Origin of the sequence: Chromohalobacter beijerinckii (assembly GCF_023061185.1) — a bacterium.
Lineage (GTDB): Bacteria > Pseudomonadota > Gammaproteobacteria > Pseudomonadales > Halomonadaceae > Chromohalobacter > Chromohalobacter beijerinckii.
The window spans coordinates 186,384-199,815 of sequence record NZ_JAKGAK010000005.1 but is presented as its reverse complement, the minus strand read 5'-3'; the positions used below and the strand labels follow the sequence as shown (position 1 = coordinate 199,815).

General features: G+C 62.2%; 12 protein-coding genes. 9 read left to right on the top strand and 3 right to left on the bottom strand.

From position 1 onward, the window contains the following. Window positions 1–32 precede the first annotated feature (32 nt). A complete protein-coding gene (nudE, locus tag L1075_RS06850; RefSeq protein WP_098060075.1) occupies window positions 33–635 on the bottom strand; it encodes an ADP compounds hydrolase NudE in 603 nt (200 codons plus the stop codon). Between the two features lie 111 nt (window positions 636–746). Here nudE and yrfG point away from each other — a divergent pair, with 111 nt between their 5' ends. The 9 genes from yrfG to rsd all read left to right on the top strand — a co-directional run bounded on the left by yrfG (window position 747) and on the right by rsd (window position 10,738). Then, window positions 747–1,421, top strand: a complete 675-nt coding sequence (yrfG, locus tag L1075_RS06845; protein ID WP_075368071.1) for a GMP/IMP nucleotidase — start codon at window positions 747–749, stop codon at window positions 1,419–1,421. Between the two features lie 102 nt (window positions 1,422–1,523). Continuing rightward, on the top strand, window positions 1,524–1,916 hold the full coding sequence (locus L1075_RS06840) for an RNA-binding S4 domain-containing protein (protein ID WP_075368070.1): 393 nt from the start codon (window positions 1,524–1,526) through the stop codon (window positions 1,914–1,916). Between the two features lie 51 nt (window positions 1,917–1,967). Beyond that, window positions 1,968–2,843, top strand: a complete 876-nt coding sequence (gene hslO, locus L1075_RS06835; protein ID WP_246894026.1) for an Hsp33 family molecular chaperone HslO — start codon at window positions 1,968–1,970, stop codon at window positions 2,841–2,843. 197 nt (window positions 2,844–3,040) lie between these two features. Beyond that, the gene (locus L1075_RS06830) at window positions 3,041–4,624 is read left to right on the top strand and encodes a phosphoenolpyruvate carboxykinase (RefSeq protein ID WP_246940997.1); all 1,584 of its coding nucleotides are present in this window, start codon (window positions 3,041–3,043) and stop codon (window positions 4,622–4,624) included. An 87-nt stretch (window positions 4,625–4,711) separates the two neighbouring features. Further along, window positions 4,712–5,218, top strand: a complete 507-nt coding sequence (gene msrB / locus L1075_RS06825) for a peptide-methionine (R)-S-oxide reductase MsrB (RefSeq protein WP_178999728.1) — start codon at window positions 4,712–4,714, stop codon at window positions 5,216–5,218. Between the two features lie 160 nt (window positions 5,219–5,378). After that, complete coding sequence (locus L1075_RS06820) at window positions 5,379–7,706, top strand: Tex family protein (protein WP_246941003.1); 2,328 nt, start codon at window positions 5,379–5,381, stop codon at window positions 7,704–7,706. A gap of 251 nt (window positions 7,707–7,957) precedes the next feature. Continuing rightward, window positions 7,958–9,520, top strand: coding sequence for a glutamate--cysteine ligase (gene gshA, locus L1075_RS06815; RefSeq protein WP_052445059.1), 1,563 nt, complete (start codon window positions 7,958–7,960; stop codon window positions 9,518–9,520). Between the two features lie 110 nt (window positions 9,521–9,630). Then, window positions 9,631–10,149, top strand: a complete 519-nt coding sequence (locus L1075_RS06810) for a disulfide bond formation protein B (RefSeq protein WP_052445019.1) — start codon at window positions 9,631–9,633, stop codon at window positions 10,147–10,149. A gap of 79 nt (window positions 10,150–10,228) precedes the next feature. After that, window positions 10,229–10,738, top strand: a complete 510-nt coding sequence (rsd, locus tag L1075_RS06805; protein ID WP_246894030.1) for a sigma D regulator — start codon at window positions 10,229–10,231, stop codon at window positions 10,736–10,738. Between the two features lie 29 nt (window positions 10,739–10,767). Here rsd and L1075_RS06800 read toward each other — a convergent pair whose 3' ends face one another. Together L1075_RS06800 and L1075_RS06795 are read right to left on the bottom strand one after the other, a co-directional pair. Next, window positions 10,768–12,696: a metallophosphoesterase family protein gene (locus L1075_RS06800; RefSeq protein WP_246940994.1), complete on the bottom strand. Its 1,929-nt coding sequence runs from the start codon at window positions 12,694–12,696 to the stop codon at window positions 10,768–10,770. Window positions 12,697–12,730: 34 nt separating this feature from the next. Further along, entirely contained in the window at window positions 12,731–13,384 is a 654-nt protein-coding gene (locus L1075_RS06795) for a phosphoribosyltransferase (RefSeq protein ID WP_246940991.1), read from the bottom strand. Window positions 13,385–13,432 lie beyond the last annotated feature (48 nt).

The following is a 13,432-nucleotide window of genomic DNA, read 5'->3' as shown; positions in this document are numbered from 1 at the left end:
ACGGCGGGGCTTCGTTGCGTTTGGACGATGACTCACCACCACTGTTCGTGGGTGCGCTCGCTGCGTAGGCGGTCGCGCGCAATGAACAGGGCGGCGATGGCGCGTCCTTCATGGAAGTCCTCGCGCGCCAACAGGGAGGCGATATCCTCGATAGGGTGACGTTCGACGATCAGCGGTTCCGGCTCATCGCCGGGCAAGCGCTTCTCATAAAGGTCGGTGGCGAGCATGACATGGATGCGGTGGCTCATGTAGTTGGGTGCCAGGGAGAGCTCCACCAGTGGCTCGATGCGTTGCGCGCCCATGCCGCACTCTTCCATTAATTCGCGATTGGCGGCACTGACGATGTCCTCGCCGGGGTCGATGAGCCCCTTGGGCAAGGTCAAGGCATAGTCGTCGAAACCCGCGGCATATTCATGAATCAGCAATACATGCTCCGGGTCCGGCATGGCGACGATCATCACGGCGCCACCGCCATGGCCATTGCCGCTGCCCGTGAGGCGCTCAAAAGTGCGCTCGGCGCCGTTGGCGAAGCGCAACTCGAGCTCTTCGACGGCGAACAAGCGGCTGCGGGCGACTTCACGGCGGCTCAAGAGGTGTGGCTTGGGATGGCCCACGCCGGTGTCGTCGGGCGGCATGCCGCCATCGTGATGGGAAGAAAAGGCCATGGTGTCTCCGTGCGGGTAGCTATCATGCAGCGTACAATAAGGGAGCATTAGGTTCGATATCCACCCTGGCGGGAGCCCATCATGGTTGACTGGAACGCCATCGACACTGTGCTGCTCGACATGGATGGCACACTGTTGGATTTGCATTTCGACAGCCATTTCTGGCTGGAACACTTGCCGCAGCGCTATGTGGAACTGCACAAGCTGGATGCCCATCACGCCGATACGCTACGTTCGCGTATCATCGGCGAGCAGGGCACGCTCAACTGGTACAGCCTGGCCTACTGGAGCCGTGAGCTGGGCGTCGATGTGGTCGCGCTCAAGCGTGAGGTGCAGCACTTGATCGGCTTGCGCGGCGATGCGCTGGATTTCCTCAAATGGCTCAAGAAGGCGCATCCGCGTGTCGTGCTGGCGACCAACGCCGACCGTGAAAGTTTGGCGCTCAAGTTGCCGCTGACCGGGCTTGAAGGGTATCTCGATGCCATCGTCTCGTCGGCGGACGTGGGCGTCGCCAAGGAAGCGCCCGAGTTCTGGTTCGCGTTGCAGGACATCGAACCGTTCGAGCCCGCGCGTACCTTGTTCATCGATGACAACCCCGCGGTATTGGAAAGCGCGCGCGAATACGGCATTCGCTATTTGTTGGGCATCAAGCAGCCCGACAGCCAACGACCCGAGCGCGAGCTGGAAAATTTCATCGCCCTCGAGCGTTTCGCCACGCTCTTGCCGCAGGATATGCCGAGTGCAGCGCGCCGTTGATCGCGCCTCCTCCCGCCTTGAAAAGTCGCCCTGCGGCACCCACGTTACACGTCTCGTTCGTAGGGCGTTCTCGCGTATTGAGGCGGCGATGCAGGGAGAAACATGAGCGACACGATCCGTATCGACAAGTGGCTATGGGCGGCACGCTTCTTCAAGACGCGTGGCCTGGCCAAGAAAGCCATAGAAGGTGGCAAGGTCCACTACAATGGCGGGCGCGTGAAGACCAGTAAGGCGGTCGAGCTCGGCGCCTTGGTCAAAGTGCCGCAAGGCTGGGACACCCTCGAAGTCGAGGTGACGGGGCTCTCCGGTCAGCGCCGCGGCGCCGCCGAGGCCCGCGAGCTCTACCGTGAAACGTCGGCCAGCCTGGCACGGCGTGAGCGCGAAGCCCAAAATCGGCGCCTGGCCAACCAAAGCATGCAAGGGCCACATGGTCGCCCCGACAAGAAGCAGCGCCGCGCGATTCAGGACTTCCAGCGCCATGGCTTCGATGATTGAATGCCGGCATGGCATCCCTTCCGGCTTTCCCCAACCTGACGACGAACCATCATGACCGACCAGATCCAACGTTTTCTTTTCGACGCTACCAACGTGCGCGGCGAAATCGTCAACCTGCAGCAGGCCTACGCCGAGGTACTCGACAAGCATGCTTATCCCGAGGCCGTAAGCCGTCAGCTAGGCGAGTTATTGAGCGCCGTGGCTCTGCTCACCGAGACAGTCAAGCTCGATGGCACCGTAAGCCTTGAGGTACGTGGCCAGGGCGCCGTGCGTTTGCTGATGGCGGAGTCCAATCCCGGGGGCGACTTGCGTGCTATCGCGCGTCTTGACGATGAAGCGGCACTTCCCGAGGAAAACACCTCGCTCACGTCCCTGGTTGGCGAGGCGCAGATCGTGATCACGCTCGACCCTCGCGAGGGGCAGCGCTATCAGGGCATCGTCGCCGTCGAGGCCGATGGCCTGGCCGCCTGCCTGGAGGACTACTTCGCGCGTTCCGAACAGCTGGCCACTCGCCTGTGGTTGGCGGCCGATGGTCGCCGTGCGGCGGGAATGCTGCTGCAGCAACTGCCCGACGATGAGGCCAATAGCGATCCTGATGCCTGGGAGCGCACCGCGCATCTGGCCACCACGCTGAGCGATGCGGAATTGCTCGACCTCGAGCAACGCGAGCTGCTCCATCGCCTCTTTCATGAGGAACAGACCCGCGTCTTCGACCCCAAGACGCTACGCTTCGGTTGTACCTGTACGCGCGAGCGCATCGCCAATGCGCTGCATGGCTTGGGTGCCGAGGAATTGCGCAGCATCGTGCGCGAACAAGGCGAAGTGGAAACGCAATGCCACTTCTGTCATAGCCATTATCGCTTCAATGCCGCCGATATCGAGGCGCTGATCGAGTCGCCGGGCGCCGACGCCTCGACCCTGCATTGATCTGACGCGCGTCATGCCCAAGTGCGCGCGGTGTCGTTACCGTGCTGGCGACGTTTTCCGCGCAGAGCCTTTTTGCCATAATGACGGCCCCTCAGTCTCGCCTTGTCCTCACAAGAGGCAATCCATTGTCCGGGTGGCCCTGGCGAGTAAGCATCGGTTAACGAGAGAGAAACGCCCTTCGGGCCCAGGACACGATAATGACCACGACCCCAGCCGCCTCCCCGGCAACCCACGAGGCACGTCCCGTGCAGACCCATACCAATCTAAGCAGCGCTGCGTTGATCGAGCATGCCATCGCGCGCGGTGAAGGCCATCTCGCCGATAACGGTGCCTTCGTGGCGAATACCGGACGGCGAACCGGACGCTCACCCTTGGATCGGTTCATCGTCAAGGAACCCTCCACGGCGGACTTGATCGATTGGGGAAGCGTCAATCAGCCGTTCGACGCCGAGCGTTTCGATGCCTTATGGGAGCGCGTCGAGGACTATCTGGCCGAGGGCGACAACTTCGTCTCCGAATTGCATGTCGGTGCCGACCCCGAGTATTACCTGCCGATTCGTGTCACCACCGAGACCGCCTGGCACAACCTTTTCGGGCGGAACCTGTTCGTGCGTCCCGAAGGCTACAACCCCAAGGGCAAGAGCGAGTGGACCATCCTCAATGCGCCGCATTTCGAGTGCGTGCCCGAGCGTGACGGCACGAATTCCGACGGCACGGTTATCCTTAACTTCGCCCGGCGCCGCGTACTGATCGCCGGCATGCGCTATGCCGGCGAAATGAAGAAGGCCATGTTCTCGGTGCAGAATTTCTTACTGCCCGAAAAGGACGTGCTGCCCATGCACTGCAGCGCCAACGTTGGTGAGGATGGCGAAACCACGTTGTTCTTCGGTCTCTCGGGCACCGGCAAGACCACGCTCTCCGCGGATCCCGAACGCTACCTGATCGGTGACGACGAGCATGGCTGGGGCGAGGGCACTGTGTTCAATCTGGAAGGTGGCTGCTACGCCAAGTGCATCGACCTCTCCGAGAAGAATGAGCCGCTCATCTGGAAGGCCATTCGCTTCGGCACGGTGCTCGAGAACGTGGTCCTCGACGAGTGTCGCCATCCCGATTATAGCGATGACGGCTTGACCCAGAATTCCCGCGCTGCCTATCCGCTCGAGCATATCGACAAGCGCGTGCCCGAGAACCTGGCCGGCGAGCCCAATGCGATCATCTTCCTGACCTGCGACATGAGCGGGGTGTTGCCGCCGGTCTCGCTGTTGTCCAAGGAAGCCGCCGCCTATCACTTCCTATCCGGCTACACCGCCAAAGTCGGTTCCACCGAAATGGGGGCCTCCGAGGGGCTGGAGGCGACGTTCTCGACCTGCTTCGGCGCGCCGTTCTTCCCGCGTCCGGCACGCGAGTACGCCGATTTGCTGGTCAAGCGCGTCGAGGCCTTCGAGTCGCGCGTGTACCTGGTCAACACCGGTTGGACCGGTGGCGCCTACGGCGATGGCGGCTCGCGCTTCAGCATTCCCACCACGCGTGCCATCATCGCAGCGATCCAAAACGGTGTTCTCAAGGACGTCGAGACGCGTCACATCGAGGGGTTGAACCTGGACGTTCCAGTAGCCGTGCCGGGCGTCGACTCCACATTGCTTGATCCGCGCCAGGCATGGCCGGACAGCGCCGACTACGAACGCCATATGAAGGCGTTGGCGGATAAATTCATCGCCAACTTCGCCAAGTTCGACGGCGTCGACGAGGATATTGTCGCCGCCGGTCCTTCGCTTCCCTGACCAAGCGAACCATTCAGTGGAATTTGCCTCTAACGGGGAGAGTCGACCATCGGCTCTCTCCGTTATGTCTTGCAAGGAGGGCGCGTCATGCATCGCCGTCGTTTTTTGGGCTTTTTGGGTGTCGCGGGAATCCTGGGTGCGGTGCCGAGTTTCGTCCTGGCACGCCCTAAGTTGTCGCTGGAGCGGGGCGCGGACGTCGAGAAGCTCACGCTTGATGACGCCGAGTGGCGCGAGCGACTCAGCGAAGAGCGCTATCGTGTTCTGCGTGAAGCCGATACCGAGCCGGCGGGCAGCAGTCCGCTCGATAAGGAAACGCGCGCCGGTGAATATCGCTGTGCCGGTTGTGACTTGCCGCTTTTCTCTTCGCGCACGAAGTATGACTCCGGCACGGGCTGGCCGAGCTTCTTCGACCATATCGAAGGCCACCTGCTGACAGAACTGGACTTCGTGTTGCTGATTCCGCGTACCGAGTACCACTGCGCGCGTTGTGGCGGGCATCAGGGCCACGTCTTCGAGGACGGTCCCGAGCCGACTGGCCTGCGCTGGTGCAACAATGGCCTGGCGCTGCGGTTCGTGCCCGACGCGACGGGATAAGGAAGCGCCATCTGCGTCGCGCCGGCGGTTGTGATACCTTGTCGCCACTTCTGTGACAGGTCGTTTTCGACAAACGGCTTTCGACATGACGGCCCGCGTTATCGCGGGCCGAGGTTTTGCCGAGCGTCTCGCGCCCGGCCCGGAGAACGTCAAGGACATCATGGACGCCAATCTCAAGATCGTTTCTCGGCTCGCCGAAGAGCTCGCCGTTCGTTCCCAGCAGATCAGTGCTGCTGTGGCTCTGCTCGACGACGGCGCTACCGTGCCCTTCATCTCTCGTTACCGTAAGGAAGTCACCGGCGGGCTGGATGACATTCAACTACGCACGCTGGAAGAGCGTCTGCGCTATTTGCGTGAGCTGGAGGAACGCCGTGTCGCGGTGCTTGCCAGCATCGACGAACAGGGCAAATTGACCGACGCTCTGGCGGCATTGATCCAGGCTGCCGATACCAAGCAGCGCCTCGAGGATCTATACCTACCTTATAAGAAGAAGCGCCGCACCAAGGCGCAGATCGCTCGGGAGGCCGGGCTCGCACCCTTGGCGGAGGCGCTGTTGGCCGATCCCGATCTCGATCCCGAGACCGAAGCGGCAAAATATGTTCGCGCCGCTGAAGGCGATACGCCCGCCATCGAGGACGCCAAGGCTGCATTGGATGGCGCCAAACAGATCCTCATGGAACAGTTCAGCGAAGATCCCGAGTTGGTTGGGCTGCTGCGCGAGCGGCTGTGGAGTGAAGGGCAACTTGTTTCGCGTGTGATGAGTGGCAAGGAGCAGGAGGGCGCGAAGTTCTCCGATTACTTCGAGCACGACGAATCGTTCGCCAAAGTGCCTTCGCATCGTGCGCTGGCCATGTTCCGGGGCCGTAACGAGGGCGTGCTGTCGTTGGCGATTCGCCTGCCGGGTGAGGAAGACGCTGAGATTAATCCTGCCGAGGTCGCCATTGCCAAGCATGCTGGCGTGGCACTCACCGCCACGCAGCCGGCCTCGCGTTGGCTCAAGGAGGTAGTGCGCTGGACCTGGCGGGTCAAGCTTTACACCCACCTAGAGACCGAGTTGATGAGTCGCCTGCGCGAACGCGCTGAGCGCGAGGCCATCGAGGTTTTCGCCGCCAATCTCAAGGATCTGTTGCTAGCAGCGCCCGCCGGGGCGAAGGCGACTTTGGCTATCGACCCGGGCCTGCGTACCGGCTGTAAGGTCGTGGTCGTCGATGCGACCGGCAAGTATCTGGAAGACACGGTGATTTATCCGCATGCGCCGCAGAAGCGCTGGGATCAGTCCCTGGCCACGCTGGCGGGGCTGGTCGACAAGCATGACGTGGCCCTGATCGCGGTGGGCAACGGTACCGCCAGCCGCGAGACCGACAAACTCGCCGGCGAGGTGGTCAAACAGGCGTCGCGGCCGCTTGCCAAGGTCATGGTCAGCGAGGCGGGCGCCTCGGTGTATTCGGCTTCAGAGCTCGCCTCGCGCGAATTCCCGCAGCTCGATGTCACCGTGCGCGGCGCGATTTCCATCGCCCGGCGCCTACAAGACCCGCTCGCCGAGCTGGTCAAGATCGAGCCCAAATCCATCGGCGTGGGCCAGTACCAGCACGACGTTTCCCAGGTCCAACTCTCGCGCAGTCTGGAGGCGGTCATCGAGGACTGCGTCAACGCCGTGGGCGTCGAGCTCAACACGGCGTCCGGCGCCTTGCTATCCAGGGTTTCCGGTCTTAATCCGACGCTGGCCGAGAACATCGTGGCCCAGCGCGATGCGAAGGGGCGCTTTACGTCGCGTCGCGAGCTGCTGGATGTCAGCCGGCTGGGGCCCAAGACCTTCGAACAGTGCGCGGGGTTCTTGCGTATCGCGGACGGTGACAACCCGCTCGATGCCAGCGCCGTGCACCCCGAGGCGTACACGGTGGTCAACCGCATCGCCCAGCGTCATGAGCGTGAGCTAGCCGGCGTGGTCGGTGATAGTGGCTTCCTCAAATCGCTCAATCCGGCCGATTACGTCGATGATACCTTCGGTGTGCCTACCATCAGCGATATTCTCAAGGAGCTCGACAAGCCTGGTCGCGATCCGCGCCCCGAGTTCAAGGCCGCCGAGTTCCGCGAAGGTGTGGAAACGCTCAAGGATCTCGAGCCAGGGATGATCCTCGAGGGTAGCGTGACCAACGTCACGCACTTCGGGGCGTTCGTGGATATCGGTGTTCATCAGGATGGCCTGGTGCATATCTCGGCACTCTCCGAGAAGTTCGTCGAGGATCCGCGTCAGGTGGTCAAGGCCGGCGACATCGTCAAAGTGAAGGTCATGCAAGTCGATCTCGAGCGCGCCCGGATCGGATTGTCCATGCGCATGGGCGATACGCCGAGTGATGCCTCGCGAGGCGACGAGCCGCGTCGCTCACGCGGGCAGCGTGGCGGGGGCGGCAAGCGTGATTCGCAACCGGCGAGCGAGGGTCTTGGGGCGCTCGGCGAAGCATTGGCGAAGGCACGTCGCCAATCGTGAAACGCCTCGTGCGCGCGATTTGCCTTGAAAGGTGGCCGGCCGCCTCCATAATGGTTTTTTAATGCGGCGCGCTCAGGGGCCGACGATCCGCCGGGTTGTCCTCGGCGATGTTTCCGTTAGCCGCACACATGAGATCGTCCGGCGATGCCGGCAAGACACGATCCACCGGTGACACCAGGGGAAAAGCCGTGCTTTTCCCAGACGTGAGGGAATTTATCTTGTCCGAAACACTCGCCACCGCCATTCAGCGCATGCACGGGCTGGCTCGCCAAGGGCGATTCGGCCGTTTGCGCCGCGGCATCGAGAAAGAAGGCTTGCGCGTCGATGGCGCCGGGCGCATCGCCCAAACGCCCCATCCCCATGCCCTGGGCTCCAAGCTCGCGCATCCCTATATCACCACCGATTACTCGGAAGCATTGCTCGAGTACATTACGCCGGTCTATTGTCGCCCCGATGACGCTCTGGCGTTTCTCGGTGATCTGTTGCGCTATAGCTATCGCAAGCTTGATGGCGAATTGATCTGGCCGGCGAGCATGCCGAGCCGTCTGGATGGCAATGACAGCGTGACCATCGCCGATTACGGCACCTCCAACGTTGGCATCATGAAGCACGTCTACCGCAAGGGGCTAGACGTGCGTTATGGGCGCATCATGCAGTCCATCGCTGGCGTTCACTACAATGTCTCGCTGCCCGAGAACCTGTGGCCGATGCTGCGTGAGCTCGAAGGCCGCGACGGCGAGAGCCTGGAGGGCTATCGCTCCAGCCGCTATTTTGACCTGATCCGTAACTTCCGCCGTCATAGCTGGCTGCTGCTGTACCTGTTCGGGGCGTCGCCGGCGCTGGATCGCAGCTTCCTGACCGGTCCGGCGCCGGCGCACCTCGAGGCGCTGGGCGAGCACACATTGGCGGGACGTTATGCGACTAGCCTGCGCATGTCCGATCTGGGCTATCAGAACAAGGTGCAGGAGCAGCTCAAGATCTGCTTCAACTCGTTGTCCAACTACGTGGGCACGCTGCGGCATGCGATCAGCACTCCGTGGCCGGATTACCAGCGCTTCGGCGTCAATGTGGATGGCGACTGGCGTCAGCTCAACGCCAATATTCTGCAGATAGAGAATGAGTATTACAGCGATATCCGCCCCAAGCGCGTGGCGCGTCACGACGAGACGCCCACCCAGGCGCTGGAGGCGCGTGGTGTCGAATACATCGAGGTGCGCTGCCTGGATCTCAATCCTTTTACGCCCTTGGGTATCGACGAAACGCAGATGCGCTTTTTAGATACCTTCCTGATGTGGTGTCTACTCTCCGAGAGCCCATGGATTCCCGACGAGGAGTGCGACCGCCTCGACGACAACCGCCGCCTGGTGGTGGAGCGCGGCCGTGATCCTGAGCTCAAGCTGAGTGTCGGCGATCGCCAGTGCTATTTGCGCGATTGGGGCCACGACATCTTCGCTGAGCTCGATGGTGTCGCCGAGCTGCTCGACACCAATGAGGAGGGTACGCCGCATCGCGACGCCCTCGCGGCGCTCGCGCCACGCCTCGACGACCCCGAATTGACGCCGTCCGGCCAGCTTTACGCTCAGCTGGTCAACGAAGGCGTCGAATACCTTGATCAAGCACGTGCCCTGGCCGAACAACAGGCGGCCGAGTTACGCGAAGCACCTATGGATCGGGCGCGCGAGGCGCTGTTCGAGCAGCTCGTAGAGACCTCGCATCAGCAGCAAGGCGATATCGAGCGCGCCGATCATGAGGATTTCGCGGCCTTCTTGGCGCATTATTTCGAGCGCGCGGGTAAACCTCTCAGCGTCGCGTGAGTCGAAGCGTTGTCCAAGGCCTGTGCTGCACCTGCGGCACAGGCTTTTTCATGAGCGAAGCGAAGCCCCCCCCACACGATACTAGTCGGATTGCCTGAGGAGACGTGACGATGATTACCCGATTGGCCGCGATGAACGTGCGTCGAGGCTGTTTGCTGGGCCTGGCGATGTGCGTGCTGATGATGGGCGTGGCCTTGGTATTGCAATATGTCTATGGGTTGACGCCTTGTCCGCTGTGTATCGGGCAGCGTATTGCGGTCTTGCTTGCGGCGCTCGTCTTCGCCGTGGGTGCGGTGCACAATCCTGCGGGACGCGTCGGGCGCGGCGTTTATGCCAGCTTGGGCGCCCTGGCTGCGGCAATGGGCGTGGCGGTTGCCGCGCGCCATGTATGGTTGCAGTCTTTGCCCGCGGAAAGTGTGCCCAGTTGCGGTCCAGGACTGGACTACATGATGGAAGTGCTGCCATTGTGGAGCGTAGTCTCGCGAGTGCTTTCCGGCTCGGGAGAATGCGCCGAGATACACGGCTTGCTGTTGGGCATGTCGATACCACAATGGACGCTTGTGGGGTTCGCCGTGCTGCTACTGATCCCATTGGGAATGCTGGCCGGTATCGTGATTCGCCGCCGTTGAAGGGCGGGAAGGCGGCAGGAGAGCCGCTTTCCTCAATGTCAGGGAGTGGCCCGCGCGGCCATGACAGGAGAGACTCATCATGCTGGAAGATACCAAGACGGTACTTGAGCGCTGGGGCGGGGTGCACACGCTCATCGACCGTTGGCTGCAACAACGCTATGACATGCTGGTGACGCTGATGGAGCTGCGCGAGGCCTGCGATGCGGAACTGGAATCGGTTTCCAAAGCGCGCATCGATGCCTTCAGCGAAGCCCTGATGGACTATATCAGTGGGGGACATTTCGAAGTCTATCCGAAGCTGCGCGACGAGGCGGTGGCGTTCGATGACCGAGACGCCCTGACCCTGGCCGATCGTCTGCTCGAAAGACTAGAGATGTCCACGCAAATGGTGCTGGAGTTCGACAACGATTACTCGACGCCGACGCGCTGCCAGCATTATGTGACGCGTCTGCCGGCCTGGCTAGAGCGCCTGAGCAAGGCCCTAACCGAGCGCTTCGCGCTTGAGGATCAATTGATCGCACGGCTGCATGCCGCGCATGCGCCATCTTTCGGTGTTGGGGGCTCTGCCGCACCGCGCGCCTTGTCGTAAGTCGGACCTTTGGTTGATGCCGTTTGGCGTCAGCCGTCTGTCAGGAAGTATGTGGTGCTGCCGTCGGTGCCCAACTGGGCGATATCCACCGGGCGGCCTTGCGCATCCAGGGTGACCAGTCCGATGCCGGCTTGATTCCATAGTCGCTCACCGTGGCTGGCCCCTTGCGGGTAGCGTGGGCGAATGTGCATGGGTCGACGCTTGGTGAACCAGTTAAGCGGCGACGCTGGGGCATACAGCCAGCGGTTGAGACGGTCGAATATATCCAGTAGACGCGTGGGAAACTCGTTCTTGAGCCCGCTGCTGGTAATCTGCCATAGGCGTGGGCCGTGTTGGCGATGGCGAATCTCGATATCGTAGACAAAAGAATAGTGCACGTCACCGGAGAGGATCACGTAATTGCCGGGTGTGCGGGTATGTCGAAAGATATTGAGCATGACGCTGGCCGCGCCGCGGTGGGCCATCCAGTTTTCTGCATCCACCAGCAGCGGTTTGCCCGCCAGCGTGAATAAGCGCTGTATACCCTCGATCAACTTCACCCCGAACATCGGTGCCGGCGAGACCACGATCACCGAATATTGTCCGAGCAGTGTCTGTTGGAGTTCGCTCAATGCTTCCCAGTCCATCAGTCCCGAAGGATGATGGCGGTGCCGCTCACTGCGCCACCGTTGTGTGCGGGTGTCGAGTACCACGAGGGGCGGCGTGGAGGGAAGCTGATAATGCCAGTGGTCAAAATCATGCAGGCGCTTGATGAGGGCGTCCTGCGCTTGGCAGTCGAGGCGCCCCTCGGCGTCGCGTTGCTCGAATAACGCCTCCAACGTGGGCCATAGCGAGCGGAAGGCGTCGGGGTCGTTGCCCCATCCTTGGCATAACAGATACCCCAGCAAGGCATTGCCGATGATGCGTCGCGAGAACGGGTGGCCGTAGGCGGTTTCCTCCCAGGCTGCGGACAGGTTCCAGTCATCGGTGACGTCGTGGTCATCGAAGATCATCAGGGTCGGCAGATGGGCCATCACGCGCGCGGCGCGAGGCAGGCCCTCGCGAAAGGCGGCGATGATCCCGGCCTCAGTGTCGAAGGTTTCGGCCAGGGAATCGTCGAGCGCGGGGCGTGCCACCTCGATCAGCGTCCAGGGCGTTGGTGACCACGTCAGCAGGTACATGGCTATGACCTCGGCCAGCGTGATCAAGTGATTGTGCGCACTGCTGGTGGTGAATACCGGCTTGCGGACACCGCCGAAGAAGCGCTCGCGCAGTTTTTCGTTGGCCTCGAACGCGGGCAGCAAGTGCTCCCGACGATAATACGTATCGGGGTGCATGTAGAGGCTGTCAGCATCCTCGACCACGGCGCCTTGCACACACTCGCCGAATAGCCCCAGTCGCTGAATGAGCGCGTGGATGGCGACCAGCATTGGCCCGGCAACATCATCGGCATAGATTTGATCGCCGCTCATCACCAGCGCCGCTGGCATGCGTTCAGGGCTGCCCCGCATCGCCTCGACATGCGCATCGGCACGTGCCAGGCCGTCCCCAGAAGGATGGTGCGGTTTACGACACGACCCATGCAGCAGCGAATCGAAACGCGAGCGCAGCACGAAACTCGGACGGATCGCCTCGTCATGGAGCAGATGCGATGCCCAGTCGGCGATACCCTGTGTCTTGCCATCGGCGTCGTCGGTCACGAGCAGGTCATAGCCGATCGAGCGGTTGCAGGGTAGCGGCGTGGCGAGCGGCACGTCGATGAGGTGCAGCCAGGCGTGCGTACCCACCCGCACGCGCCGGCACAACGAGCGATCCAGCGCCAGGCGTTGACTCGGCGTGTCCGCGTCATCGATGTACAAGGTCAATGTCAGGTCGAGCGGACGCGACCCGACCAGCCAGATCACCAGGCGGTCAGGCAGTGCGCGGCGCAGGATCGGTCCAGCCAGGACTGCAGGCAGGGGAGTGTGAGACGGCGTCATGGGACCAGCATAACGGGCGGCTTGCATGCCGTCATCAAGCGTCTCGCGCATTGCGCAAGCAGGCGCTCACCTCGGCGTCGCTGGTCTGGTCGAAGTGCCGGTACCACTGACCCACCGAGGCAAAGTGTTCCGGCGCTGCCAGACATACGACGTGATCGACCTCGGGGCGCAGTGAATCGAGGCTCTCGGGAGCTGCCACCGGCACTGCCAGAGTGCAGTACTCGGCGCCTAGGCGGCGCACCGCACGAATCGCCGCACGCATGGTTGCACCGGTGGCAATGCCATCGTCGACCAGTATCACTTGCCGGCCGGTGAGCGACGGGTAAGCTCGGTCGCCGCGAAACGCGTGTTCGCGACGCTCGAGTTCGTGGCGCTCATGCTCGATGACCGATTCGAGTCGCCGCGCGTCGACGCCCAGCCGCTGGATAAGGGGCTTGTCGAGTACCTGTACGCCACCGCTGGCGATGGCGCCCATGGCGAATTCCTCGTGACCGGGCACCCCCAGCTTGCGGACTACCATCACATCGAGTGTGGCGCCTAGAGCATGCGCGATCTCGGCAGCAACCGGCACCCCGCCACGGGGGAGACCCAGTACGAGAGCCGAAGCGTCAACATGGCCTTGTAATCGCTGGGCGAGGCGCCGGCCGGCGTCTCGACGGTCTTGCAGTGGTAGCTCTTGCTGTTTCATGACGTGCCTCGTCGGATGAATGACAATCCCGAAGAAAGCATGGACAGT

Excerpts from the sequence above, each read along its gene's own strand:
- gshA (WP_052445059.1), top strand. The coding sequence starts at position 7,958 with ATGCACGGGCTGGCTCGCCAAGGGCGATTCGGCCGTTTGCGCCGCGGC.
- msrB (WP_178999728.1), top strand. The coding sequence starts at position 4,712 with ATGCATCGCCGTCGTTTTTTGGGCTTTTTGGGTGTCGCGGGAATCCTG.
- nudE (WP_098060075.1), bottom strand. The coding sequence starts at position 635 with ATGCCGCCCGACGACACCGGCGTGGGCCATCCCAAGCCACACCTCTTG.
- L1075_RS06800 (WP_246940994.1), bottom strand. The coding sequence starts at position 12,696 with ATGACGCCGTCTCACACTCCCCTGCCTGCAGTCCTGGCTGGACCGATC.
- hslO (WP_246894026.1), top strand. The coding sequence starts at position 1,968 with ATGACCGACCAGATCCAACGTTTTCTTTTCGACGCTACCAACGTGCGC.
- L1075_RS06820 (WP_246941003.1), top strand. The coding sequence starts at position 5,379 with ATGGACGCCAATCTCAAGATCGTTTCTCGGCTCGCCGAAGAGCTCGCC.
- L1075_RS06810 (WP_052445019.1), top strand. The coding sequence starts at position 9,631 with ATGATTACCCGATTGGCCGCGATGAACGTGCGTCGAGGCTGTTTGCTG.
- L1075_RS06795 (WP_246940991.1), bottom strand. The coding sequence starts at position 13,384 with ATGAAACAGCAAGAGCTACCACTGCAAGACCGTCGAGACGCCGGCCGG.
- L1075_RS06830 (WP_246940997.1), top strand. The coding sequence starts at position 3,041 with ATGACCACGACCCCAGCCGCCTCCCCGGCAACCCACGAGGCACGTCCC.
- L1075_RS06840 (WP_075368070.1), top strand. The coding sequence starts at position 1,524 with ATGAGCGACACGATCCGTATCGACAAGTGGCTATGGGCGGCACGCTTC.
- rsd (WP_246894030.1), top strand. The coding sequence starts at position 10,229 with ATGCTGGAAGATACCAAGACGGTACTTGAGCGCTGGGGCGGGGTGCAC.
- yrfG (WP_075368071.1), top strand. The coding sequence starts at position 747 with ATGGTTGACTGGAACGCCATCGACACTGTGCTGCTCGACATGGATGGC.